Source organism: Streptomyces actuosus, assembly GCF_016921115.1.
GTDB lineage: Bacteria > Actinomycetota > Actinomycetes > Streptomycetales > Streptomycetaceae > Streptomyces > Streptomyces actuosus_A.
Genome location: NZ_JAFFZS010000053.1, coordinates 1 through 25,121 on the forward strand (window position 1 = coordinate 1; position 25,121 = coordinate 25,121).

General features: G+C 72.0%; 23 protein-coding genes. 14 read left to right on the forward strand and 9 right to left on the reverse strand.

Annotated elements, in window-relative coordinates; translation table 11 throughout:
- Positions 1-383 precede the first annotated feature (383 nt).
- The 3 genes from JS756_RS33645 (at position 384) to moaA (ending at position 3,707) form a co-directional block, all read left to right on the forward strand.
- Positions 384-740 (forward strand): DUF485 domain-containing protein, encoded by a 357-nt coding sequence (locus JS756_RS33645; RefSeq protein WP_205387067.1) that lies wholly within the window; start codon positions 384-386, stop codon positions 738-740.
- A complete protein-coding gene (locus JS756_RS33650; RefSeq protein WP_205387068.1) occupies positions 737-2,356 on the forward strand; it encodes a monocarboxylic acid transporter in 1,620 nt (539 codons plus the stop codon). The genes JS756_RS33645 and JS756_RS33650 overlap by 4 nt, the downstream gene beginning before the upstream one ends.
- Before the next feature lie 361 nt (positions 2,357-2,717).
- On the forward strand, positions 2,718-3,707 hold the full coding sequence (gene moaA, locus JS756_RS33655; protein WP_307791370.1) for a GTP 3',8-cyclase MoaA: 990 nt from the start codon (positions 2,718-2,720) through the stop codon (positions 3,705-3,707).
- A gap of 73 nt (positions 3,708-3,780) precedes the next feature.
- On the opposite strand, the gene JS756_RS33660 is transcribed toward moaA, so the two are convergent.
- Both JS756_RS33660 and JS756_RS33665 read right to left on the reverse strand, forming a co-directional pair.
- Complete coding sequence (locus tag JS756_RS33660; protein ID WP_205387070.1) at positions 3,781-3,999, reverse strand: hypothetical protein; 219 nt, start codon at positions 3,997-3,999, stop codon at positions 3,781-3,783.
- Positions 4,000-4,190: 191 nt separating this feature from the next.
- Positions 4,191-4,568, reverse strand: coding sequence for a DUF3099 domain-containing protein (locus tag JS756_RS33665; protein ID WP_205387071.1), 378 nt, complete (start codon positions 4,566-4,568; stop codon positions 4,191-4,193).
- A 246-nt stretch (positions 4,569-4,814) separates the two neighbouring features.
- Between JS756_RS33665 and JS756_RS33670 the strand changes: the two genes are divergently transcribed.
- Positions 4,815-5,093, forward strand: a complete 279-nt coding sequence (locus JS756_RS33670) for a GlsB/YeaQ/YmgE family stress response membrane protein (protein ID WP_205387099.1) — start codon at positions 4,815-4,817, stop codon at positions 5,091-5,093.
- A 96-nt stretch (positions 5,094-5,189) separates the two neighbouring features.
- Here the strand turns inward: JS756_RS33670 and tyrS are convergent, their stop codons facing one another.
- The 3 genes from tyrS to JS756_RS33685 form a co-directional block, all read right to left on the reverse strand.
- Positions 5,190-6,458, reverse strand: a complete 1,269-nt coding sequence (gene tyrS / locus JS756_RS33675) for a tyrosine--tRNA ligase (RefSeq protein WP_205387072.1) — start codon at positions 6,456-6,458, stop codon at positions 5,190-5,192.
- Between the two features lie 192 nt (positions 6,459-6,650).
- On the reverse strand, positions 6,651-8,045 hold the full coding sequence (locus tag JS756_RS33680) for a metallopeptidase TldD-related protein (protein WP_205387073.1): 1,395 nt from the start codon (positions 8,043-8,045) through the stop codon (positions 6,651-6,653).
- Positions 8,042-9,598, reverse strand: a complete 1,557-nt coding sequence (locus tag JS756_RS33685) for a TldD/PmbA family protein (protein ID WP_205387074.1) — start codon at positions 9,596-9,598, stop codon at positions 8,042-8,044. The genes JS756_RS33680 and JS756_RS33685 overlap by 4 nt, the downstream gene beginning before the upstream one ends.
- Positions 9,599-9,837: 239 nt before the next feature.
- On the opposite strand from JS756_RS33685, the gene fabG reads away from it, so the two are divergent.
- From fabG to JS756_RS33700, 3 genes are all read left to right on the forward strand, one after another.
- Positions 9,838-10,542, forward strand: a complete 705-nt coding sequence (fabG, locus tag JS756_RS33690) for a 3-oxoacyl-[acyl-carrier-protein] reductase (protein ID WP_205387075.1) — start codon at positions 9,838-9,840, stop codon at positions 10,540-10,542.
- A 5-nt stretch (positions 10,543-10,547) separates the two neighbouring features.
- A complete protein-coding gene (gene fabI / locus JS756_RS33695; protein ID WP_205387076.1) occupies positions 10,548-11,315 on the forward strand; it encodes an enoyl-ACP reductase FabI in 768 nt (255 codons plus the stop codon).
- Positions 11,316-11,473: 158 nt separating this feature from the next.
- Positions 11,474-11,857 (forward strand): hypothetical protein, encoded by a 384-nt coding sequence (locus JS756_RS33700; RefSeq protein WP_205387077.1) that lies wholly within the window; start codon positions 11,474-11,476, stop codon positions 11,855-11,857.
- On the opposite strand, the gene JS756_RS33705 is transcribed toward JS756_RS33700, so the two are convergent.
- The gene (locus JS756_RS33705) at positions 11,832-12,530 is read right to left on the reverse strand and encodes a FadR/GntR family transcriptional regulator (RefSeq protein WP_205387078.1); all 699 of its coding nucleotides are present in this window, start codon (positions 12,528-12,530) and stop codon (positions 11,832-11,834) included. The genes JS756_RS33700 and JS756_RS33705 overlap by 26 nt on opposite strands.
- Before the next feature lie 70 nt (positions 12,531-12,600).
- On the opposite strand from JS756_RS33705, the gene JS756_RS33710 reads away from it, so the two are divergent.
- The 4 genes from JS756_RS33710 to JS756_RS33720 all read left to right on the forward strand — a co-directional run bounded on the left by JS756_RS33710 (position 12,601) and on the right by JS756_RS33720 (position 15,385).
- Positions 12,601-13,920, forward strand: coding sequence for a CynX/NimT family MFS transporter (locus tag JS756_RS33710; RefSeq protein ID WP_205387079.1), 1,320 nt, complete (start codon positions 12,601-12,603; stop codon positions 13,918-13,920).
- 361 nt (positions 13,921-14,281) lie between these two features.
- On the forward strand, positions 14,282-14,398 hold the full coding sequence (locus JS756_RS37740; RefSeq protein ID WP_275892781.1) for an SGM_5486 family transporter-associated protein: 117 nt from the start codon (positions 14,282-14,284) through the stop codon (positions 14,396-14,398).
- 203 nt (positions 14,399-14,601) lie between these two features.
- Complete coding sequence (locus JS756_RS33715; protein WP_205387080.1) at positions 14,602-14,811, forward strand: hypothetical protein; 210 nt, start codon at positions 14,602-14,604, stop codon at positions 14,809-14,811.
- Positions 14,812-14,866: 55 nt separating this feature from the next.
- A complete protein-coding gene (locus tag JS756_RS33720; protein WP_205387081.1) occupies positions 14,867-15,385 on the forward strand; it encodes a SixA phosphatase family protein in 519 nt (172 codons plus the stop codon).
- Between the two features lie 67 nt (positions 15,386-15,452).
- On the opposite strand, the gene serB is transcribed toward JS756_RS33720, so the two are convergent.
- Together serB and JS756_RS33730 are read right to left on the reverse strand one after the other, a co-directional pair.
- Positions 15,453-16,682, reverse strand: coding sequence for a phosphoserine phosphatase SerB (gene serB, locus JS756_RS33725; protein WP_205387082.1), 1,230 nt, complete (start codon positions 16,680-16,682; stop codon positions 15,453-15,455).
- Positions 16,683-16,816: 134 nt separating this feature from the next.
- On the reverse strand, positions 16,817-18,832 hold the full coding sequence (locus JS756_RS33730; protein WP_205387083.1) for a streptophobe family protein: 2,016 nt from the start codon (positions 18,830-18,832) through the stop codon (positions 16,817-16,819).
- A 240-nt stretch (positions 18,833-19,072) separates the two neighbouring features.
- Between JS756_RS33730 and JS756_RS33735 the strand changes: the two genes are divergently transcribed.
- Positions 19,073-21,604, forward strand: coding sequence for an FHA domain-containing protein (locus JS756_RS33735; protein ID WP_205387084.1), 2,532 nt, complete (start codon positions 19,073-19,075; stop codon positions 21,602-21,604).
- Between the two features lie 85 nt (positions 21,605-21,689).
- On the opposite strand, the gene JS756_RS33740 is transcribed toward JS756_RS33735, so the two are convergent.
- A complete protein-coding gene (locus tag JS756_RS33740) occupies positions 21,690-22,526 on the reverse strand; it encodes a transglycosylase SLT domain-containing protein (protein WP_205387085.1) in 837 nt (278 codons plus the stop codon).
- A 755-nt stretch (positions 22,527-23,281) separates the two neighbouring features.
- Here JS756_RS33740 and JS756_RS33745 point away from each other — a divergent pair.
- Both JS756_RS33745 and JS756_RS33750 read left to right on the forward strand, forming a co-directional pair.
- Positions 23,282-24,427 (forward strand): GAF domain-containing sensor histidine kinase, encoded by a 1,146-nt coding sequence (locus JS756_RS33745; protein ID WP_205387086.1) that lies wholly within the window; start codon positions 23,282-23,284, stop codon positions 24,425-24,427.
- Entirely contained in the window at positions 24,420-25,061 is a 642-nt protein-coding gene (locus tag JS756_RS33750) for a response regulator (protein WP_205387087.1), read from the forward strand. The genes JS756_RS33745 and JS756_RS33750 overlap by 8 nt, the downstream gene beginning before the upstream one ends.
- Positions 25,062-25,121: the final 60 nt, after the last annotated feature.

Sequence of the window (25,121 nt, forward strand, 5' to 3'; positions counted from 1 at the left end):
GGCACCCCCGCCGGACCCGTCCTCATCGGCGCCGCCGAGGCCGCCGCCGGCAGGAAGCCGAGAGAGGCGGTCAGCGACAGCACGACGGGCACGGCGAGGGCCAGACGGCGCCTGGAAGGCAGATGAGCCATGGGGTCTCCACATCATCCGGAAACGAAACCGGCCCGTGACACAGGTGGTGCCCGGGCAGGTACATGACGGGTGGTGCAGGGCGAAGCTAACCCGCGATCTCCCCTGCCAGCAATGACCTTCCTGGACCGACTTCGGAAACAGGGGCCCTCCGGTGAACCCGTTCTCGCGTGGCGCCGTGACCTTGTGCAGGGAAGGCGAGGACACTCGCTCCCGCCCCCGTCGCAACCGCCCCCGCATCGCGAGGAGACTTCGTGGCCACCGAGACACCCCCGCCTTCGCCCACCCCAGCCCGGCTGCCGTCGGCCGAGCAGTTCACCGAGGTCCAGGAGAGCGCGGAGTTCGGTGAACTGCGCCGCTCCTACCGCTCCTTCGCGTTCCCGCTCACCGTCGCCTTCATCGCCTGGTACCTGCTGTACGTCCTGCTGTCCAACTACGCCGGCGACTTCATGGGCACCCAGCTGTTCGGCAACATCAACGTGGCCCTCGTCCTCGGCCTCGCCCAGTTCCTCACCACCTTCCTCATCGCCTGGTGGTACGCGCGGCACGCCGCCGCCGAACTCGACCCCAAGGCAGAGGCCATCAAGTCCCGGATGGAGGGCGGCGCATGAGCCCCGCGATCACCCTGGCGGCCGGCGAGGCCAGTGAGCACCGGCCGCTGATCATCAGCCTGTTCGCGGTGTTCGTCCTCGCGACCCTCGTCATCACCGTCTGGGCCGGCCGGCAGACCAAGGACGCCGCCGACTTCTACGCAGGCGGCCGGCAGTTCACCGGCTTCCAGAACGGCCTCGCCGTCTCCGGCGACTACATGTCCGCCGCGTCCTTCCTGGGCATCGCGGGCGCCATCGCCCTCTTCGGCTACGACGGCTTCCTGTACTCCATCGGCTTCCTGGTGGCCTGGCTGGTCGCCCTGCTGCTGGTCGCCGAGCCGCTGCGCAACTCCGGCCGCTACACCATGGGCGACGTGCTGGCCTACCGCATGCGCCAGCGGCCCGTCCGCACGGCGGCCGGCACCTCCACCATCGTCGTGTCGATCTTCTACCTGCTGGCGCAGATGGCCGGCGCCGGCGTACTCGTCTCGCTGCTGCTCGGCATCACCAGCGACGCCGGCAAGATCGGCACCGTCGCCCTGGTCGGCGTACTGATGATCGTCTACGTCACCATCGGCGGCATGAAGGGCACCACCTGGGTCCAGATGGTCAAGGCCGTCCTGCTCATCGCCGGCGCCGTCCTGCTGACCTTCCTGGTACTGCTGAAGTTCGACTTCAACATCTCCGAACTGCTCGGCTCGGCCGCCGACAACAGCGGCAAGGGCGCCTCCTTCCTGGAGCCCGGCCTGAAGTACGGCGCCACCGGCACCACCAAGCTGGACTTCATCTCCCTGGGCATCGCCCTCGTCCTGGGCACCGCGGGTCTGCCGCACATCCTCATCCGCTTCTACACCGTGCCCACCGCCAAGGCCGCCCGGAAGTCCGTCATCTGGGCCATCGGCCTGATCGGCGCGTTCTACCTGATGACCCTCGCCCTCGGCTTCGGCGCCGCCGCGCTGATCAAGCCGGACGAGATCATCGCCTCCAACAAGGCCGGCAACACCGCGGCACCCCTGCTCGCCCTCCACCTCGGCGGCGTCGACTCCACCTCGGGAGCCGTCCTGCTCGCGACGATCTCCGCCGTCGCCTTCGCCACGATCCTCGCCGTCGTCGCCGGCCTCACCCTCGCCTCCTCGTCGTCCTTCGCCCACGACATCTACGCCAACGTCATCAAGAAGGGCGGAGCCACCGAGAAGCAGGAGGTGCGCGCGGCCCGCTGGGCAACCGTCGGCATCGGCGCGGTCTCCATCGTCCTCGGTGCTCTCGCCCGCGACCTGAACGTCGCCGGACTGGTCGCCCTCGCCTTCGCGGTGGCCGCCTCCGCAAATCTGCCGACGCTCGTCTACAGCCTGTTCTGGAAGCGGTTCACCACCTCCGGAGCCCTGTGGTCGATCTACAGCGGCCTCGTCACCGCGGTCGGACTGGTGCTCTTCTCCCCCGTGGTGTCGGGCAAGCCGACCTCGATGTTCCCCGACGTCGACTTCCACTGGTTCCCGCTGAGCAACCCCGGCATCATCTCCATCCCCGTCGGCTTCCTGATGGGCGTCGTCGGCACCTACCTGTCCAAGGAGGAGCCGGACACCGCCAAGTACGCCGAGCTGGAGGTCCGCTCCCTGACCGGCACCGGAGCCCACTGAGCCGCGGTACGACGTCCGTCGACCGCAGCGCCGTCCGGCCGGCCGCGCAGCTCCCCGCGCCCCTACCGGGGCGCTGCCGAACCTCGGTCCGCATCGCCCGACCTGCCCGGGGACCGTCCCGCGAGCAGGGCCTCCATCCCGCGGGACGGGAGGGACATCCGCGGCACACCCCGCGGCAGCCGGCTCCTGGTCGGATCACCCCGCACCCGGGACGCGGCCGTGTCGTAGCTCCCTACGACACGGCCGCGTCCCACGTCGTGGGATCGGGTCTGCTCCGATGTCGGCCCTCTCGCGTAGGCTCGCAGGTGTCGGATGCCGGAACACGGGCGATCCACGAACCGCGACGAGGGAGGGGGCCCACGTGCTCATCGACACCTACGGCCGCGTGGCCACCGACCTGAGGGTCTCGCTGACCGACCGGTGCAACCTGCGCTGCACCTACTGCATGCCCGAGGAGGGCCTGCAGTGGCTGGCCAAACCCGACCTGCTCACGGACGACGAGATCGTCCGGCTCGTCGGCATCGCCGTGCGCACGCTCGGCATCACGGAGGTCCGCTTCACCGGAGGCGAGCCCCTGCTGCGCCCCGGCCTGGTCGGCATCGTCGAGCGGGTCGCCGCCCTCGACCCCCGGCCCCAGACGTCGCTGACCACCAACGGGATCGGACTGCGTCGCACGGCGGCGGCCCTGAAGGCCGCCGGCCTGGACCGGGTCAACGTCTCCCTCGACACGCTCCGCCCGGACGTCTTCAAGACCCTGACCCGCCGCAACCGCCACCAGGACGTCCTCGACGGCCTCCACGCCGCCCGCGAGGCCGGCCTGAACCCGGTGAAGGTCAACTCCGTCCTGATGCCCGGGCTCAACGAGGACGAGGCCCCCGACCTCCTGGCCTGGGCCGTCGAACACGACTACGAGCTGCGGTTCATCGAGCAGATGCCCCTCGACGCCCAGCACGGTTGGAAGCGCGACGGCATGATCACCGCCGGAGACATCCTCGCCCGCCTGCGCACCCGCTTCGAGCTGACGCCCGAAGGCGAGGAGAAGCGCGGCTCGGCGCCCGCCGAGCGCTGGCTGGTCGACGGCGGCCCGCACGTGGTCGGCGTCATCGCCTCCGTCACCCGCCCCTTCTGCGCGGCCTGCGACCGCACCCGCCTGACGGCCGACGGGCAGATAAGGACCTGCCTGTTCGCCACCGAGGAGACCGACCTGCGCGCCGCGCTGCGCTCCGGCGCCCCCGACGAGGAGATCGCCCGCATCTGGCGGGTGGCCATGGGAGGGAAGAAGGCGGGCGCGGGCCTGGACGACCCGACCTTCGTTCAGCCCGAGCGGCCGATGTCGGCGATCGGCGGGTGAACGGCCCGCGCCGCGGCCCCCGGGCAGCGGCGCACGCCCGCCGCGACCGCGCGCGGCACCCCGCGGAACCGGCTCAGTGCCCCTGCCGGACGTCCCAGTCCTCCAGCGTGACGACGTCCTTCAGGAATCCGCGCACCCCCAGGAACTGCGCGAGATGCTCGCGGTGCTCCTCGCACGCCAGCCACGTCTTGCGCCGCTCCGGCGCGTGGAGCTTGGGGTTGTTCCACGCCAGCACCCACACCGCGTCGGCACGGCAGCCCTTGGCGGAACACATCGGGATCTCGTCGGTCACAGGTCCGTCTCGCAGAAAAAGGGCGCACACAAGGCGACGCCGAGCAGCCACGGGGGGAGCTGCCCGGCGTCGGTCCGTCGCTCCGACGGGGGATGCGGAGCGCGTACGAAGTATGTCACGAGCACACCACCGCAGGGCAGCCGAACAGCATGATTGATTTGAGCTTTTCTTGAGCTGGACGCACAGCCCGCTCATGGCCGACGTTCGGGCGGCTCCTCGCTGTCGTCCTCCGGACGGGATTCCGCGAACCGTTCCTCTCCCGGAGTCGAGGCGATCACCGGCCGCGTCGGACCGGCCACGAACGTCGAGGGAAGCGACGGCGCGTTCTCCCGGCCGGCATTGGCGATCACCACGGCGATGTACGGCAGCACAGCGCCCAGCACCAGCGCCACGATCGCGACGTGCCGCTCCACGTTCCACAGGGTCGCCGCGAGGATCACCGACACCGTGCGGATCGTCATGGAGATGACGTACCGCCGCTGCCGGCCGCGCACGTCCTCCTGCAGACCCGTCCGGGCCCCCGTGATCCGGAACACCTCGGTGTTGCCGCCGCCGTGCAGCTTCCGCATCACATTCCACCATCCGCCCGCATCGGACTGTGCCCCGCTCGTACCCGTCCGCAGTCGGCCGAAAGGCGCCTGCACCGGACATCTCCACGGTACGCCGCAGCTCCGCCGCCTTGGAGACCGGGTCTCCGCCCGCCCGGGCGAACGGTCCACCGCCGTACCACGTACGGCCCCACCCGGCAGGCGCCGTACCGCCCTCGGACCGACACTCGTCACAGGTCCCGCGTCGTGCCGTACGAGGAGGCAGCCATGGGCTGGTTGTGGGCCGTCGTCGTCGGGTTCGTGCTGGGCGTCGTTGCCAAGATGATCATCCCGGGCAAGCAGCACAGCCCTCTGTGGCTGACCACGATCTTCGGCATGCTGGGGGCCGTCGTCGGCAACGCGGTCGCCCGCGGGCTGGGCGTCGCCGCCACCCGCGGCATCGACTGGAGCCGGCACTTCTTCCAGCTGGTCGCCGCGATCATCATCGTCTACCTGGGCGACATGATCTACACGGCGACCCTGGGCAGACGCAAGCAGCAGGCCTGAGCGGCGCAGCACCCGCGCCGAAGGGGCGGTCCCCGCACGGGGAACCGCCCCTTCGACCGTGCATCCCGGGGCGAGCCGCCCCGTGTCCGCCGCGCGTCAGCCGTCGACGACCTCGACGGCGGCCAGGTTCTTCTTGCCGCGGCGCAGCACCAGCCAGCGCCCGTGCAGCAGGTCCTCCTCGGCCCAGACGGCGTCCTCGGCGGTCACCTTCGTGTTGTTCACGTAGGCGCCGCCCTCCTTGACCGTCCGGCGGCCGGCCGACTTGCTGGGCACCAGGCCCACCTCGGCGAGCAGGTCCACCACCTGCGCGGGCCCGGTGACCCGGACGTGCGGCACCTCCGACAGGGCCGCCGACAGGGTCGGCTCGTCCAGCTCGGACAGCTCGCCCTGGCCGAAGAGGGCCCGGGACGCGGCGATCACAGCGGCCGTCTGGTCGGCGCCGTGCACCAGCGTCGTCAGCTCCTCCGCCAGTGCGCGCTGGGCCGCACGGGCCTGGGGCCGCTCCTTGGTCTGCCGCTCCAGCTCCTCCAGTTCCGCGCGGGACCTGAAGGACAGGATCCGCATGTACCGCGAGATGTCCCGGTCGTCCACGTTCAGCCAGAACTGGTAGAACGCGTACGGCGTCGTCATCTCCGGGTCGAGCCACACGGCCCCGCCCTCGGTCTTGCCGAACTTGGTGCCGTCCGCCTTGGTCATCAGCGGCGTCGCCAGCGCGTGGACGGCGGCGTGCGGTTCCAGCCGGTGGATCAGGTCCAGGCCCGCCGTCAGGTTGCCCCACTGGTCGCTGCCGCCCTGCTGGAGCGTGCAGCCGTACCGCCGGTACAGCTGCAGGAAGTCCATGCCCTGCAGGATCTGGTAGCTGAACTCCGTGTAGCTGATGCCCTGGTCGGACTCCAGTCGCCGCGCGACCGAGTCCTTGGTCAGCATCTTGTTGACGCGGAAGTGCTTGCCGATGTCCCGCAGGAACTCGATCGCCGACAGGCCCTGCGTCCAGTCGAGGTTGTTCACCATCACGGCCGCGTTCTCGCCCTCGAAGGACAGGAACGGTTCGATCTGGCGGCGCAGCTTCTCGACCCAGCCGGCGACCGTGTCCGGGTCGTTCAGGGTGCGCTCCGCGGTCGGGCGCGGGTCGCCGATCAGGCCCGTGGCCCCGCCGACCAGCGCCAGCGGCCGGTGGCCGGCCTGCTGGAGCCGGGCGACGGTGAGCACCTGTACCAGGTGCCCCACGTGCAGGGACGGCGCGGTCGGGTCGAAGCCGCAATAGAACGTGACGGGACCGTCCGCGAGCGCCTTGCGCAAGGCGTCCTCGTCGGTGGACAGGGCGAACAGGCCCCGCCACTTCAACTCGTCGACGATGTCCGTCACGGTCGTATGTCTCCTTCAGAGATGCGAACGGGTTCCCCAAGTCTAAGCAGGTCGGCCGAGGGCCCGCTGCGGGTCGGCGGCACCGTCGAAAGGGCCCGGGAACCGCGCGACCGGACACGACGGCGCCGCGGACGACCGGCGGCGCGTCGCGGCACCTCCAGCGGACCGTCCGGTGGTGCGGCCCGGGGCGGCTCAGACGCCCTGGCTGACCGAACTCATGTTGAACTCGGGCACCCGGAGCGCCGGCATCGCCGCCCGGGTGAACCAGTCGCTCCACTCGCGCGGCAGCGTCTTCTCCGTGCGCCCGGCCTCGGTGGCCCGCCCCAGCAGGCCGACCGGTGACTCGTTGAACCGGAAGTTGTTCACCGCGCCGGTCACCTCGCCGTTCTCCACCAGGTACACCCCGTCCCGGGTCAGGCCGGTGAGGAGCAGGGTCGCCGGATCGACCTCGCGGATGTACCACAGGCAGGTCAGCAGCAGCCCCCGCTCGGTGCCCGCGACCATCTCCTCCAGGGAGCGGTCGTCGCCGCCGTCCAGGATCAGGTTGCCGATCGCCGGGGCCACCGGCAGCCCCGTCAGCGACGCGCTGTGCCGGGTGGTCGTCAGCCGGTTCAGCACACCGGCGCTGATCCACTCGGTGGCCGGGGACGGCAGCCCGTTGTCGAACACCGACTGGTCCCCGCCGGAGGAGTGCGCGATCACGAACGGCGGGCACTCCAGGCCCGGCTCGTCCGGGTCGCTGCGCAGGGTCAGCGGAAGCTCGGAGAGCCTCTCGCCGACGCGGGTGCCGCCGCCCGGCCGGGAGAACACCGTCCGCCCCTCGGCCGCGTCCCGGCCCGACGCCGACCACAACTGGTAGATCAGCAGGTCCGCGACCGCGGTCGGCGGCAGCAGAGTCTCGTACCGTCCCGCGGGCAGGTCGACGCGCCGCTGAGCCCAGCCGAGCCGTACGGCGAGCTCGGCGTCGAGCTCTGCCGGGTCCACGTCCTTGAAGTCCCGCGTGGAACGGCCCGCCCACGCCGAGCGCGACCGGTCGGGCGACTTGGCGTTGAGCTCCAACGTGCCGCTGGGCTGGTCGTGGCGCAGCCGCAGGCCCGTCGAGGTGCCGAGGTAGGTCGACACCAGCTCGTGGTTGGCGAAGCCGTACAGCTCCCGGCCGCCGGCACGCGCGCGGGCGAAGGCCTCGCCGAGCGCCGGCGCGAAGTCGGTGAAGACGGCGGAGGAGGTCTCCGCGGGGGCCTCCGTGAAGTCCGGCGCGGCCGGTGTACCGGTGACCAGCGGCTGCGCGTCCTCAGCGGGACCGGCGGCGCGCGCGGCGGCCTCGGCGGCGCGCACCAGGGGCTCCAGCTCGTCCGCGGTCACGGCGGACCGGGAGACCACCCCGGAGGCGGTGCCCCTGCCGCCGTCGACGGTCGCGATCACGGTGAGCGTGCGCCCGCGGGTGACCCCGTTGGTGGTCAGCGCGTTGCCCGCCCACCGCAGGTTGGCGGTGGAGTGCTCGTCGGCGATCACGACGCAGCCGTCGGCGGTGGACAGCTCCAGGGTCCGCTCGACGATCTCGTGCGGCTTGCTGGCGGGGGCGCTCATCGGCCTGCCTCCTGCGTGGTGTTGAGGATGTTGACGCCGTTGAAGAGCGCGGAGGGGCAGCCGTGGGAGACGGCGGCGACCTGGCCCGGCTGGGCCTTGCCGCAGTTGAACGCGCCGCCGAGGACGTATGTCTGCGGACCGCCGACGGCGGCCATCGATCCCCAGAAGTCGGTGGTCGTCGCCTGGTACGCGACGTCCCGCAGTTGCCCGGTGATCCGGCCGTTCTCGATGCGGAAGAACCGCTGCCCGGTGAACTGGAAGTTGTACCGCTGCATGTCGATGGACCAGGACCGGTCGCCCACCACGTAGATCCCGCGGTCCACGGACCCGATGAGGTCCTCCGTCGACATACCGGCCGGGTCCGGCTGCAGCGACACGTTCGCCATGCGCTGCACGGGCACATGGGCGGGGGAGTCGGCGAAGGCGCACCCGTTGGACCGCTCGAACCCGGTCAGCTTCGCGATCCGGCGGTCGAGCTGGTAGCCGACCAGGACGCCGTCCTTGACCAGGTCCCAGGACTGGGCCGCGACGCCCTCGTCGTCGTAGCCGACGGTCGCCAGGCCGTGCTCGGCGGTCCGGTCGCCGGTGACGTTCATCAGCTGCGAGCCGTACTTCAGTGTCCCGAGCCGGTCGAACGTGGCGAAGGACGTGCCCGCGTAGGCGGCCTCGTAGCCCAGGGCGCGGTCCAGCTCGGTGGCGTGGCCGACGGACTCGTGGATGGTGAGCCACAGGTTGGACGGGTCGACGACCAGGTCGTACAGCCCCGGCTCGACGCTCGGCGCCCGCATCTTCTCCGCGAGCAGCTCGGGGATCTCGGCCAGTTCCCCGTCCCAGTCCCAGCCGGTGCCCGTCAAGTACTCCCAGCCGCGCCCGGTGGGCGGCGCGAGGGTGCGCATGGAGTCGAACTCGCCGCTGGAGGCGTCGACCGACACCGCGTTCAGCGCCGGATGCAGCCGCACCCGCTGCTGGGTGGTCGCGGTCCCCGCGGTGTCGGCGTAGAACTTGTTCTCGTGGACGGTGAGCAGCGAGGCGTCGACGTGGTCGACCCCGTCGGCGTCCAGCAGCCGCCTGCTCCATTCCTCCAGCAGCGCCACCTTCTCCTCGTCCGGCACGCTGAACGGATCGATCTCGTACGACGAGATCCACGTCCGGTCGGCATGCACCGGCTCGTCGGCCAGCTCGACCGTCCCCCACTGCCCCGAGGGCGTGGCAGGTGTTCCCCCGCCCGCCCCGGCGGCCCTGATGACCTGCGCGGACAGCTTGGCCATGGCCACCGCCTGCGACGCGACCCGGGCGGCGGCGTCCATCGTCAGATCCACCCCGGAGGCGAAGCCCCAGGTGCCCCCGTGCACCACCCGCACCGCGTAGCCGAGGTCGGTGGTGTCCGACGACCCCGCGGGCTTGGCGTCCCGCAGCCGCCAGGACGCGCTGCGCACCCGCTCCAGCCGGAAGTCGGCGTGCTCGGCCCCGAGCGCCCGCGCGCGGGCGAGCGCGGCGTCGGCGAGGGCGCGTAGGGGAAGCGCCGTGAAGGCTTCGTCGATCGTATGAGGCACCGAGGTCTCCCTGCTGTCGTGACCTGTCGGATCCGATCATGTCGCGCCGCCGGTCGTGCGACCACATCTTTCCGTCCCGGCGTCGCATGATTCTGTAGGGACCCCACAGGGAGTCCCGTGAGCCACTGTCGGTGCCCGAATGCCCGCACCCCCGCCCGGACCGATAGGTTTTCGGGGAAACCGCCTGTCATCCAGGTGCTCGGGCGGGAGTGCCAGACCGCTATCGAAAGGGTGATCCGTTGAGCCGCTCGGTTCTCGTCACCGGAGGCAACCGGGGCATCGGCCTCGCCATCGCCCGCGCTTTCGCCGACACCGGCGACAAGGTCGCGATCACGTACCGTTCGGGGGAGCCGCCGGCCGGCTTCCTCGCCGTGAAGTGCGACATCACCGATCCCGAGCAGGTGGAGCAGGCCTACAAGGAGATCGAGGCCGAGCACGGCCCGGTCGAGGTCCTCGTCGCCAACGCCGGCGTCACCAGGGACCAGCTTCTGATGCGCATGTCCGAGGAGGACTTCACCTCGGTCGTCGACACCAACCTCACCGGCACCTTCCGCGTCGTCAAGCGGGCCAACCGCGGCATGCTGCGCGCCAAGAAGGGCCGCGTCGTCCTGATCTCGTCCGTGGTCGGGCTGCTCGGCTCCGCGGGCCAGGCCAACTACGCCGCCTCCAAGGCCGGCCTCGTCGGCTTCGCGCGCTCCCTCGCCCGTGAGCTGGGGTCGCGCAACATCACCTTCAACGTCGTCGCGCCCGGCTTCGTCGACACCGACATGACCAAGGTGCTCACCGACGACCAGCGCAAGGGCATCGTCGCGCAGGTGCCGCTGGGCCGTTACGCGCAGCCCGAGGAGATCGCCGCGGCGGTGCGGTTCCTCGCCTCGGACGACGCCTCGTACATCACTGGAGCCGTCATCCCCGTTGACGGCGGACTGGGAATGGGTCACTGATCACCATGAGCGGAATTCTCGAGGGCAAGCGCGTCCTGATCACCGGTGTGCTGATGGAGTCCTCCATCGCCTTCCACGCCGCCAAGCTGGCCCAGGAACAGGGCGCCGAGATCATCCTGACCGCGTTCCCGCGGCCCACGCTGACCGAGCGCATCGCCAAGAAGCTGCCGAAGCCCACCAAGGTCATCGAGCTCGACGTGACCAACGACGAGCACCTCGCGCGGCTCGCGGACATCGTCGGCGAGGAACTCGGCGGTCTCGACGGCGTCGTGCACTCCATCGGCTTCGCCCCGCAGGACGCCCTGGGTGGCAACTTCCTCAACACGCCGTTCGAGTCGGTCGCCACGGCCATGCACGTCTCGGCGTACTCCCTGAAGTCGCTCACCATGGCCTGCCTGCCGCTGATGCAGAACGGCGGCTCGATCGTCGGCCTCACCTTCGACGCGCAGTTCGCCTGGCCGCAGTACGACTGGATGGGCCCGGCCAAGGCCGCGCTCGAGGCGACCAGCCGGTACATCGCCCGCGACCTGGGCAAGCAGAACATCCGCTGCAACCTCATCTCCGCGGGCCCGCTCGGCTCCATGGCCGCCAAGTCCATCCCGGGCTTCAGCGACCTCGCCGCCGTGTGGGACACCCGCTCCCCGCTGGAGTGGGACCTGAAGGACCCGGAGCCGGCCGGCCGCGGCATCGTCGCGCTGCTGAGCGACTGGTTCCCGAAGACCACCGGCGAGATCGTCCACGTGGACGGCGGGCTGCACGCCATCGGCGCCTGACCGCGACCCGTGCCCCGAAGGGCCCGCACCCACCTGCCACCTGGGTGCGGGCCCTTCGATGTCACCCGTTCGGCTCACCGGTCGGGCGGGGGCAGGGGGGCATCGAGCACTCTGGAGTACGCACCGCCCCGCAGCCGTACGGCCGAGGAGGTCCCCTTGTGCGCCTGTCCCGCAACCTGGCCTCAGTGACCGTCGCGGCCACGCTCCTGCTCTGCCTGCCCTACGACCCGGTCCCGCACGCACGCGTGCGCAGCGCCCCTCCGGCGGCGGGGCAGCCGGCCGTCCCGGAGCAGGCCGCCGCGCAGCCGTTCGGCGCCGCGTGCCTCATCCACGTGAACGGCTCCCACGTCGTCGCCCACTGTCACAACCCCTACGTCGACACCGACCGGGTGCGTCTGCACATCGAGTGCGCCCGCTGGTGGGACATCGACACCGACACCTCCCCGGCCGACGCCGGACCGGCGGCGACCGTACGGCTGTCCGGCCGCTGCTGGAAGGAGGTCGGCTCGGCCTGGGTCAGCCACCAGCGGCCGGGGAACTGAACCACCGCTCCGGCCGGCACAGGAACGGGTAGCTCGCCGCCTCGGCCGCGGCGGCCTCGGCGTCACCCGCGCGGATCGCGTCGACCAGCCGTGTGTGGTCCATGCGGGTGCCGGGCGTCAGCTCGCCGCCGACGTCCTCGCGCAGCCAGTCCCGCAGCACCTCGCCCAGGTCCGCGTGCATCGCCGTCATCACGTCGTTGTGGGAGGCGGACACCACGGCCAGGTGGAAGGTCGCGTCCGCCGCCACGAACGCCTCCGCGTCACCGGACTCCCACGCCTGCTCGCGGCGCAGCAGCAGCGCGTCGAGCTGCCCCAGGTCCTTCTCGGTGCGGCGCTCGGCGGCCAGCTTGGCCGCTCCGGACTCCAGCGTGGAGCGCAGCTCGGCGACGTGCCGCGGGTCCGCGCCGGCGAACCGGCGGTGCATCACGCCGGCCAGCTCGCTGGTCGCCACCACATAGGTGCCCGAGCCCTGCCGGATGTGCAGCAGGCCGTTGTGCGCGAGCGCCCGTACGGCCTCGCGGACGGTGTTGCGGGCGACCCCGAGCTGCTCGACCAGCTCGGGCTCGGTCGGGATGCGGGAGCCGACCGGCCACTCGCCCGAGGTGATCTGTGCGCGCAGGGCGGTGATGACCTGCTCGGACAGTGCCGAGCGGCGGGGATGGCTCAGGGGCATGACACACCTTCGCACGGCGGGGGCCGGAGCGGGCCGCCCGGGGATGGACAACCAATCATCCCATCATTCTATGATGGTCGGCATGTATGGCGAGGAGACCCGGACCACGACGCCCACGACCGGACGCGCCCCGGCCGCGGCCACCACCGTAGGCGCCACCGGCCCGGCGGCGCGTACCTGGGCCGCCCGCCTGGTCGTCGTCGGCATCGTCCTGTCCGCGCTGAACCTGCGCCCCGCCATCACCAGCCTCGGCGCGCTGCTGGAGGAGGTCCGCGAGGGCCTGGGCATGAGCGGCACCGCGGCCGGGCTGCTCACCTCCGTGCCGCCCCTGTGCTTCGCCGTCTTCGGCGTCGCGGCTCCCCGGCTGGCCCGCCGCTTCGGCCCCGCCGCCGTGGTCTGCGCCGGCATGGCCGCCATCACGGCCGGGTTGCTGATCCGGCCCCACGCCGGGGGCACGGCCGGCTTCCTCGCCGCCAGCGCCCTGGCCCTGATGGGCATCGCCGTCGGCAACGTGCTGATGCCCGTCATCGTCAAGCGCTGGTTCCCCGACCGGGTCGGCTCCATGACCGGCCTGTACTCCATGGCCCTCGCCCTCGGCACCTCCGTGGCCGCCGCGGCCACCGTGCCGATGACCGAGGCACTGGGCGGCCGATGGCAGACCGGGCTGACCCTCTGGGCGGGTCTCGCCGCGGCGGCCGTCCTGCCGTGGCTGCCGCTGGTGCGCGACCGCGGCACGCCGAGCCCGGCCGACCCGGCCTCCGCACGGGTCCCGCAGGCGCGCGCGGAGCGGGCGCAGACACCCGCGCTGCGCATCACCCGCAGCCGCACCGCCTGGGCACTGGCCGTCTTCTTCGGTCTCCAGGCCACCGCCGCGTACGTCACGATGGGCTGGATGGCGCAGATCTTCCGTGATGCCGGTGTCCCCGCCGGTACCGCCGGCCTGCTGCTGGCCGTCACCATGGTGATGGGCGTGCCCCTGGCCTTCGTCATACCCCGGTTGGCCACCCGGCTGCCGAACCAGGGCCCGATCGTGCTCGCCCTCGGAGCGTGCGGGCTCGCCGGTTACACCGGTCTGTACCTCGCACCGGCCGCCGGCGCCTGGGCCTGGGCGCTGCTGCTGGGTGTCTCGAACTGCGCGTTTCCGCTGGCCCTGACGATGGTCGGGATGCGCGCCCGTACCGGGGCGGGCGTGGCCCAGCTCTCGGCGTTCGCCCAGAGCACCGGCTATCTGATCTCCGTTCCGGGGCCGCTCCTGGTCGGCGTGCTCTACCAGAGCAGCGGCGGCTGGGGCATTCCCCTGGCGGCGATGGGCGCGCTGATGGTGCCGCAGATGATCGTCGGCGTCCTGGCCGGACGGAACCGCACGGTGGAGGACGAAGCGACGGCCTGAGCCCCCCAGGCGCCCGGCCCCGGACGCGCCGCCCTGCCGGGCCCGCCCGTGCCGGGCCTGTTCCTGGACCGCCGCTCCGGGCCCACCCATGCTGGGACCGCCCGCTCCGGGCCTGCTCCGGGCCCGCCCTCTGGCGGACCGGCGTGCCGCGGCACCGCCGGGCGCCCGGGGCCCTGCCTCCGGACCGGCGGGTCTCCGGGGAAGCCGGTGGCCCTCCGGACCACGGGAGCGGCAGGCCCGACGGACGCTCGACCTCTCAGGCTCCCGGCACTCGGCTCCCCGGTCCAGGTTCGCCGGCTCCCGGCACCGGTTTCCCCGCCCCGGACGCGGGGCGTTCTCCGGTGGGTGCGAGACTTGGCCCATGCCAGTGCTCGACCCGAACCCCCAGAACGGCCAGAAGAAGATGCTGCTGGTCTTCGGCGCTTTCCTCGCCGTCTTCGTGGTGGTCGCCATCGTCGCGACGATCGTCTCCCCGTGACTCCGACCTCCCCGTGACCCCGCGCCGGCCGGGCCGCGCCCGGTCCGGTGGTGGGGTTGTCCCCCGTTCCCCTAGGGGGTGAGGGTCAGGGTCAAGTGGGTGGATCACCGGATGGGACGGCGCCCGCGCAATCCGTAACGTCGAGATGTGACCGCGACAGGCGGGTCACGGATCGGAACCGGCGGAGACCAGCGGAGGCACCCATGTCGGCCCGTACACACACCCGGCCCCACCCGGCGACGACGGGCGGTGTCGGCAGCCGGCTGCCCTGGTGGGCCCTGGCCCTGCCCACCCTCGCCTTCATCACCCTGCTCCTGCTCGTGCTGAATCCGTCCGACGCCCACGCGGCCGGTGGGGACCCCGCGATCGCCCACCTCGTGGAGCGGGTCCGGCAGCTCGTCACCCAGCCGTGAAATCGCAAGTCAACTCCCTGCGCCCCATGGCCTGTTTCATGCGAAGCTGGGTGTCATGAGCGTCGCAGAACCCCGCAGGATCGTCCTCTTCCGGCATGCGAAAGCAGACTGGCCACAGGTGTCCGACCATGAGCGCCCGCTCGCGGAACGGGGCCGTATGGACGCCGCCGAGGCCGGGCGGCGGCTGGCCGACACCGCCATCCCCTTCGACCTGGCCCTGTGCTCCACGGCGGCCCGGACCCGCGAGACCTGGAAGCTCGCCGTCCACGAGTTCGCGCACCGGCCGAAAACCGTCTACGAGGAGAGGATCTACGAGGCTTCGCCGGGTGAGCTGATCGCGCTGCTCAACGAGATCCCGGACGACGTGCAGAACGTCCTGCTGATCGGCCACAACCCCGGTGTGCACGGCCTCGCCGACATCCTGTCCGGCTCGGCCGAGGGCGACGTCCTCAGCCGGATGAACCGCCGCGGCTTCCCCGCCGCGGCCTTCGCCGTTCTCCTCCACGACGGCCCGTGGAAGACCCTGGAGCCCGGCACGGCCAGGCTGAACGACTACTGGGCGCCCAGCGAGTGACCCGTATCCGTGACGTGCGGGGGCCCGGCATCACCGCGATGCGGGGCCCGCGTACGTCCGGCCTGCCTCACTGGACCTCGGCCACGACCGTGTCGGCGGCCTCGACCTCCTCGCGGGTCACACCCAGCAGGTAGAGCACGGTGTCGAGGAACGGCACGTTCACGGCGGTGTGCGCCGCCTCGCGCACCACCGGCTTGGCGTTGAAGGCGACGCCGAGACCGGCCGCGTTCAGCATGTCCAGGTCGTTGGCCCCGTCACCGATCGCGACCGTCTGCGACAGCGGCACGCCCGCCTCGGCGGCGAACCGGCGCAGCAGCCGCGCCTTGCCCGCCCGGTCCACGATCTCGCCCGTGACCCGGCCCGTCAGCTTCCCGTCGACGATCTCCAGGGTGTTGGCCTGGGCGAAGTCCAGCCCCAGCCGTTCCTTGAGGTCGTCGGTCACCTGCGTGAACCCGCCGGAGACCACCCCGACCTGGTAGCCGAGCCGCTTCAGCGTGCGGATCAGCGTGCGGGCGCCCGGCGTCAGGCGCACCTCGCTGCGCACCTTGTCCACCACCGACGCGTCCAGCCCCGCCAGCAGGGCCACACGCGCGTGCAGGGACTGCTCGAAATCCAGCTCACCGCGCATCGCCGCCGCCGTCACCTCGGCGACCTTGTCCTCGCAGCCCGCGTGCGCGGCGAAGAGCTCGATGACCTCGTCCTGGATGAGCGTGGAGTCGACGTCCATGACGACGAGCCGCTGGGCCCGACGGTGCAGCCCCGCCGACACGACCGCGATGTCCACGCCCAGAGCGGCGGCGTCCGTCACGAGCGTGGTGCGCAGCGGTTCCGTCTCCACGCCCGAGACCGCGAACTCGACCGCCGTCACCGGGTACTTCGCCAGCCGGAAGATGCGGTCGATGTTGCCGCCCGCCCGGGTGATCCGGCCGGCGATGGCGGCCGTCGCCTCCGCGGTCAGCGGGTGACCCAGCACGGTCACCAGGGAACGGCCCAGGCCGCGCGGCCGGTTGTCGCCGAGGCCGGAGATGATCTCGGCCTGCATCTTCATCGACTCGGCCCAGCTGTGGACGGTGGCCCTGAGGCCGCCCTCCAGGCCGGGCTGCGGCTCGGTGACGAGCGCGCACAGCACGATCCGGCCACGGGTGACCACCTGCTCGATGTCGACCACGTCGACGGAGTAGGCGGCCAGGGTGTCGAAGAGTCCTGCCGTGATGCCCGGCCTGTCCTTGCCGAAGATCTTCACAAGGAGAGTGGGGACGTCAGAGGTCTCGGGGAACGAGGTCTGCGAAGCGCTCATGGTGCTTCCACCGTATCCGGCACCCAGTGCCTTCCGCCCCTGAGGTCCGCCTGGCGGACACGGGGCACCGGGCGGCGCGCGAGTGGCGCGGCCTCATTCGTGGACCGGCCCGTGGACCGGCCGCGGGGCCCGGCTCAGCGCGGTCCCTTCGGCCGTCGGGCCGGCGGTGGGGGAGGGGGTGGTGGGGGAGGCGGCCCGTCGTCCCCGCGAGGGGCCTCGCCGCGGCGCCCGCCCGGCCGGGGCCCCGGCGCCGGGGGAGGCGGCCCCACCGGGCGGGCCATGGTCGGTGCGCCGTACACGTCGCCCCCGGCGGGGTTCCCGCCCGCGGCCTCACCTGAGCCCCCGCCGCTGCCGCCGCCGTCCTGCGGCGCCCGCACTTCGTCGGGCACCCGGAGGTACGGGTTGGTGTCGGGGTTCGGTGGACGGTACGGCGTCCCGGGTGCGTACGGCCCGGGACGCGCTTCGGGTGCCGGGCCCCGGCCGCCGCGCGCGGGGCCGGTGCCGCTCCCGCGGGCCGAGGAGCCACCGGCCGGCGCGGCTCCGGGGCCGCCGCCCGGCCCGGGGGTTCCCGGGCCGGGCGGGTACGGGCCGCTCCTCGCGTCGCGGGGTCCGGCTCCCGTCCCGTACGGGCCTCCTGCCGCGCCGTGCGCCCCGGCCGCCGGGTACGGCGCCGCTTCCGTACCGCCGGGCGCCGTGGCCGCGTCACTCCGTGCCAGCGGCGCCGCCCGCCGGCCGGCCGCACCGCTCGCGCAGGTCAGCAGCGCGCCCACGGCACCCGCGCCCGCGCCCCACACGGCACCGAGCAGCACGGCCGGACCCGGCCGCCCGTGCAGTTCGATCCCCGCCCCGAAGGCGTCGAAGCCCAGCACGGAGAGGGACGCGTTGACCGACACCTCCGTCAGCCGGACGAGCAGCGGCAGCGCCACGGCCGACGCCACCCCGAGCCGCAGCGCGCACCGGCCGGCGAAGCCGAGGAAGCCCACCCTCCGCCCCGCGCCCTCCCGCCCGTGCTCCCGGGACGCGGACGGCAGCGGTGTCCGCACCGCTGTCAGCACCCCCGCCAGCAGCATCATCAGCGCGGCCGCGACGCCGAGCAGCCACACCCGTCCGTCGAGATCGGCGAGTCGCGCCAGCGTGACGGGCCGGTCGGCGTGCACTGTCAGCAGGTCGTCCAGCGGATCCGGCAGCAGCTTCGCCAGCTCGCCCGTCGCCCGGCCGTCCCACGGCACGAAGAGGCCGATCGCGACGCCGAGCCACACCCCGTCGGGCGCGCCGAGGAGTGCGGCACCGGCGATCCGGGCGGGGTGGTCGTCGCCGATCGCCGCGTACCCGGCCGCCGCGAGCCCGGCCGCGACGGCGACGACCAGCACGGTGACGAGCGCGGACACCGCCGGACGCACCACCGCGTGCGCGAACTCCAGACCGCGGGGCAGCGGGGTGCGCCGCGAGGCCAGCAGCGCGACGACGAGCACGCCCGCCGTCCAGGCGAGCCCGCCGAGCAGCGTCGGAACGGTGTCGACGGTGAAGCCGACCGACGCCTTGGCGTCGATGAGGTCGCCGATCCGGTCCGGCAGCAGCCCGCCGATGTCCCCCAGCCCAGGGATGTCGATCCCGCCGCCTCCGCCGCCGCCCCCGATGCCGGGCAGGTCGTCGAGCCCGAGCGATCCGCCGTCGATCGTGACGACGTCGTGCCCCGCCCAGGCCAGCCCTGCGAACATCACCGCGCTCACGACGAGCACCGATCCGGCACGGGCCAGGAGTTCGGCGGGCGTGACGGCAACTCCCGCCGTACGCAGGGATCGCAGGAAGAACCAGGACAGCAGCAGCGCACCGACCAGACTCACGCCGAGTGGCGTGATCTCGATGGCCGTGTCCGCCTGGGCGCCGGTGAGGCCGAAGGCGGACACGTCCCCGGAAGGGGTCACCGAGCCCCCCGCCCCGAGCGCCACGACGGCCGCGGTCATCCGCCCCAACGCGCCCGCCTCGTCCGCCCGGAGCAGATGCAGACCGAGCGCCGCCGTCCCCGCCATGCCGATCAACGCCCAGCTCACAGCGGCGACGGCGGAGAGCACGACATCTCCCCACGGCACGGTGCGCCCTGGTGGGCGCGCGCCGTGCCTGGTGGTGGCCCAGCCCCTGGTGAAGCCCATGACAGACCCCCGATCCGCGGGCGCGGCGTCCGCCGCGCGTGTCCCCCTCGCGTGGGATTACCACTCTCCGGGCACTTTTCAACCCCCGTCAACGGCACGTGTCCGAGCGTCCGTGTGCGGTCGCCGCAAGGCCCGACTTTCGGTCACGGTGCCGATCCTGGAATAGTTCCCCCCGATGTTCGACATCCCTAGACTCCCTGCGACGGGGGTAACTCGGGGGACAACTCAGTGGGGCATGGAGTGCCGGAACTCGTACTGGAATCAAACGGACGTACCTGGACGCTCGATCCGTCCAGGTCCTACACCCTGGGACGCGATCCGCAGGGCGACATAGTCTTCGACGACGCCAGGGTCTCCTGGCGCCACGCCACGGTCGGCTTCAACGGCCGCAGTTGGGTCATCGAGGACCACGGCAGCACCAACGGCACGTTCGTACAGGGCCAGCGGATCCACCATCTGGAGCTGGCCTCCGGCACGGCGGTGCACCTGGGCAACGCGACCGACGGCCCGCGGCTGAATCTCTCGGGGGCCGAGGCCTCCGTCGCCACGCCTCAGGCTCAGCCTCAGCAGCAGCCGCACGCCGCGCAGGGAGCCGGCTGGCAGACGCCGCAACAGCACGCCCCGCAGCCGCAGTCGCCGCAGCAGGCCGGCTGGCAGCAGGGCACACCGGGCGTCCCGCAGCAGCAGGGCCCGGCCGAGGGGTACGCGCAGAAGGTGCCCGGTGGTGCGGCGGGGGCACCGCCGGTGTACGGCGACCGCAGCCCGACCACGTTCCACCAGTTCTCCCTCGGCCGCGTGATGCGCATCGGCCGCGCCCTGGAGAACGACCTGGTCGTCTCCGACCTCCAGGTCTCCCGGCACCACGCCGAGTTCCACGCGACGCCCGACGGGCGCATGGAGATCCGCGACCTCGGCTCGCACAACGGCACGTACGTCAACGGCCAGCCGATCCCCAAGGGTGGCTCGGCGACGCTCGACGCGACCGACATCGTGGGCGTCGGCCACTCGACCTTCCGCATCGTCGGCGACCGGCTCGAGGAGTTCGTCGACACCGGTGAGGTCTCCTTCTCCGCCCGCCACCTCACCGTCACGGTCGACGGCGGCAAGCAGATCCTGAAGGACGTCTCCTTCGGGGTGCCGGAGAAGTCGCTGATCGCGGTCATCGGCCCGTCCGGTTCCGGCAAGTCGACCCTGCTGAAGGCGCTCACCGGCTACCGCCCCGCCGACCAGGGCGACGTCCTCTACGACAACCGCAACCTGTACAAGCAGTTCGCCGAGCTGCGCCAGCGCATCGGCCTGGTGCCGCAGGACGACATCCTGCACAAGGAACTGACCGTCAAGAAGGCCCTCAAGTACGCGGCCAAGCTGCGCTTCCCCGCCGACACCACGGCGGCCGAGCGCGAGGCCCGCATCGACGAGGTGCTGCGCGAGCTGAAGCTGGACGTCCACAAGGAGAAGAAGGTCACCTCCCTCTCCGGCGGTCAGCGCAAGCGCGTCTCGGTGGCGCTCGAACTGCTCACCAAGCCGTCCCTGATCTTCCTGGACGAGCCGACGTCCGGCCTCGACCCGGGCATGGACCGCGATGTCATGCAGCTGCTGCGCGGGCTGGCCGACGACGGCCGTACGGTCCTCGTCGTCACCCACTCCGTCGCGGAGCTGGCCCTGTGCGACAAGCTCCTGGTGATGGCCCCGGGCGGCGCGGTCGCCTACTTCGGTCCGCCGGAGGAGGCGCTGAACTTCTTCGGCTACGACACCTGGGCCGATGTCTTCTCCGCCTTCGAGAACTACCGCGACTACGACTGGGCGGGTCGCTGGAAGGGCTCGCAGCACTACCAGATGTACGCCGCGGACATCGACGCCGTCGCCCCGCAGGCCGTACAGATGCCGGCCATGCAGGCGATGAAGCCGCCGAAGCCGCAGGGCTGGATGTCCCAGTTCCTCACGCTCGTGCGCCGCTACATCTCAGTGATCGTCTCCGACAAGGGATTCCTCGCCCTGATGGTGATCCTGCCGGCGGTCCTCGGCGCGGTCAGCCTGCTCATCGACGCCGACCGCGGCCTGCTGCCCAACCCGCCCAACCAGGCGGGCCGGATCATCCCCAACGGCACGGCCACCACGGTGCTGCTCATCCTCGCCGTCGGTGCGTGCTTCGCAGGCGCGGCGAACTCCGTCCGCGAGCTGATCAAGGAACGCGTCATCTACGAGCGGGAACGCGCCACCGGCCTGTCCCGCTCGGCCTACCTGATGTCCAAGGTGTTCGTGCTCGGCATGATCACCGTGTTCCAGGGCCTGCTGGTCGGCGTCATCGGCTTCTCCAGCCGTGAGATCCCCGAGCGGGGCCTCGTCTTCGGCGGCGCCACACTCGTCGAGCTGTCCGTGCCGATCATGGCGCTGGGCTTCACCTCGATGATGTTCGGCCTGATCATCTCCTCGCTGGTGAAGACCGCCGAGAAGACGATGCCGCTGCTGGTCATGTTCGCGATCATCCAGGTCGTCTTCACGGGCTGTCTCTTCGTCCTGAACGGCGCGGTCGGCGTCAACCAGTTCTCGTACCTGATGCCCTCGCGCTGGGCGGTCGGCGCCGCGGGCGCCACACTGGACTTCAACAGGATCAGCCCACCCGAGCCGGGTGCCGCCACCGACCCGCTGTGGGAGCACACCGTCGGCGCCTGGGGCATGGACATGGCCGCCCTGCTCGCCCTCGGCGTGATCTGCGGGTTCTTCGTGTCCCGCTTCCTGCGACGCCACGAGCCCGAGGTCATGCGCAAGTAGCCGCCGCACGGACGAACGCCGAAGGGCGGCACCCCGTCAGGTGGGTGCCGCCCTTCGGCGTTCCGTACCGAGGTCCGCGCCGGCCTCAGTACGCGCTGTTGACGTTGTCCATGGAGCCGTACCGGTCGGCCGCGTAGTTGCACGCGGCGGTGATGTTGGCGACCGGGTCGTAGATGTTCCAGGACGTGCCCGGGACGTGGTACGCCTTGAAGGTCGGCGGGATCACCTGGAGCAGGCCCTTGGACGGGACGCCGTTGATGGCGTTGATGTCCCAGTTGTTGATGGCCATCGGGTTGCCGGAGGACTCGCGCATGATGTTGCGGTGGATACCGCTGTAGGAGCCCGGGATGCCGTGCTTCTTCATGATGGCGAGCGACTCGCGGATCCAGCCGTCGAGGTTGTCGGGGTACGTCTTGACGGCGGTCTTCTTGACCGCGGCGCGCTTGGCGGAGCGGCTGGCGGCCTCCTTGGCCTTGCGGGCCGCCTCCGCCTTCTTCTTGGCCGCCTCCGCCTTCTTCTTCGCGGCCTCGGCGGCGGCCTTCTTCTTCGCGGCGGCCTCGGCGGCGGCCTTCTTCTTCGCGGCGGCCTCGGCGGCGGCCTTCTTCTTCGCGGCCTCGACCTTGGCCTGCGCCTCTGCCTTCGCCTCGGCCTGGGCCTTCTGCCGGGCCTCGACGGCCTCGGCCTTCAGCTTGGAGGCGGCGAGCTGGTCGGTGAGGCTGACCTTGACGTCCTTGACCTTGTCGGCGCCGTAGACGACCTGCTGCGTGGACGCGGCCTCGCTCGTGGTCGTGGTCTCGGCACTGCTGGGCACGGCGGAGAAGGCGAGCGCGGCGGCACCGAGGGCGGCGACACCACCGATCGCGATCTTGTGGTGTTTGGTCAGCGTGCGACGACGGCCACGGGTGGTCGTGTTCTTGAGCATGGCGAATGGACCTCTTCGAATAGCGCGGAGGTCGCTCACGTCCGGAGGGGACATCGGGCTCGTCCCACACGAACGCCGCGGGCCGTGAACCCGCGGCGCTGAGCGACGGAAGCCATTCTTAGCGGCCGCAAAATTCTGTGGCAAAGGTGTGACGTACGATGCCGCATAGTGGACCCGGGAACGGCAAATCGGGACAGACTGGACCATCGACCCCGTTCATGCGCCCACTCGCCTCTCCTATCCGCCCTCGTACGTGATGTGGACCCTATGCGCGGGCTCACATCGCGCCCACAGCATTCTCACGGCTGGTTGCTGAAGCAATGCACTGTGTGAGGGGCGGCCTGCAGGATGCGACCCCCGTTCGCCGCCGGACCCGCACCTCCGGGCGGCGTCCGTGGTGCCCTCTCACCGGGGAGCCGCCCGCACCGCCCTCCTGCCCGTCCCCTCGGCCGCGCCGTCCACCCGCGGCCCGGTGCCGACCTGCGGCCCGGCACCTGCCCCACCCGCGTGCGCACCCGCACGCGCGCGTGGCGCGAGCCGAACCCGACGTCCTCTGCCACGAAGGCCGCGCATCGCACGCGCGTGGCGCGGTCCGGTCCGCAGCCGCCGGATCGCAGCGCCCCGGTCCGCGGCCGTTCCGTCCCACCGCCCCGGGAAGCCGGGCCGCAGGGACCTTCGTCCTAGGCCGAGCGCCCCAGGCGACGGCCGTCACAGGGCGGATCCCCGGGGTCTCGCGCCGCCGGTACCGTGAGGACATGAGCCACGGTCCCCGGTCCGGCCTCGCCGCGGTGAGTTCCGCGCTGCTGGCCATGAGCAGGCATCTGGAGGTGCGCGACGTCCTGAAGACGATCGTCGCCTCGGCCCGCGAACTCGTCGACGCGCAGTACGCGGCGCTCGGCGTCCCCGACGACCACGGGGGCTTCGCCCAGTTCGTGGTGGACGGCGTCAGCGACGAGCAGTGGAGAGCCATCGGCCCCCTGCCGCGCCAGCACGGCATCCTCGCGGCCATGCTCCGGCAGCCCGGGGCCGAGCGCCTCGCCGACGTCCGCAAGGACCCCCGCTTCGAGGGCTGGCCCTCCGCCCACCCCGAGATGTCCGACTTCCTGGGCATGCCGATCCGCGACGGCGACGAGGTGATCGGCGCGTTGTTCCTCGCCGACAAGAACTGCTCCCGGGAGCCCGAGCGCTGCGGCTTCACGCAGGAGGACGAGGAACTGCTCGCGATCCTCGCCCAGCACGCGGCGATCGCCCTCACCAACGCCCGCCTGTACGAGCGCAGCCGCGAACTCACCATCGCCGAGGAACGCTCGCGCCTCGCCCACGAACTGCACGACGCGGTCAGCCAGAAGCTGTTCTCCCTGCGCCTGACCGCGCAGGCCGCGGCCCGCCTCATCGACCGCGACCCGTCCCGTGCCAAGGGCGAGCTCCAGCAGGTGGCCTCGCTCGCGGCCGAGGCCACCGACGAACTGCGCGCCGCCGTCGTCGAGTTGCGCCCCGCGGCCCTCGACGAGGACGGCCTCGCCGCCACCCTGCGCACACAGGTGCAGGTCCTGGACCGCGCACACAGCGCCCGCGTCACCTTCGCGGCGCGCGGCGTCCGCGCGCTGCCTGCCGCTCAGGAGGAGGCCATGCTGCGCGTCGCGCAGGAGGCCCTGCACAACGCCCTGCGGCACTCCGGTGCCGAGCACGTCGACGTCACCCTGGACCGCCGCGGCTGCGGCGCCGTCCTGCGCGTCGTCGACGACGGCCGCGGCTTCGACCCGCAGGCGGTGCGCCGGGCGGGACGCCACCTCGGCCTGGTGTCGATGCGGGACCGGGCGAGCGGGGTCGGCGGCAGGCTCACTGTCGAGTCGGCGCCCGGCAAGGGCACCGCGATCGAGATGGAGGCCCCCGGTGGCTGACGCAATCAAGGTGCTGCTCGTCGACGACCACCAGGTCGTCCGCCGGGGCCTGCGCACCTTCCTGGAGGTGCAGGACGACATAGAGGTCGTCGGAGAGGCCGCCGACGGCGCCGAAGGCGTGGCCCGCGCCGAGGAACTGGGGCCCGACGTCGTCCTGATGGACGTCAAGATGCCGGGCATGGACGGCGTCGACGCCCTGCGCAGACTCCGCGAACTGGACAACCCCGCACGCGTGCTGATCGTCACCAGCTTCACCGAGCAGCGCACGGTCGTGCCGGCCCTGCGCGCGGGTGCCGCCGGATACGTCTACAAGGACGTGGACCCCGACGCGCTCGCCGGGGCCATCCGATCCGTGCACGCCGGCCACGTCCTGCTCCAGCCCGAGGTGGCGGTCGCCCTGCTCTCCCAGGACGAGAGCTCCCCGGGACAGGGCCGAGCGGGCGCGCTGACCGAGCGGGAGCGCGAGGTGCTCGGGCTCATCGCGGACGGCCGTTCGAACCGCGAGATCGCCCGCGCGCTGGTGCTGTCCGAGAAGACGGTCAAGACGCACGTCTCCAACATCCTCATGAAGCTCGACCTGGCTGATCGCACGCAGGCCGCGCTGTGGGCCGTCCGCCACGGCGTGGCCGGCTGACCGGCAACGCGAAAGGTTCCCTTCCGGACTGAGATTCATACCGTCGTGGGAATGTCCCCC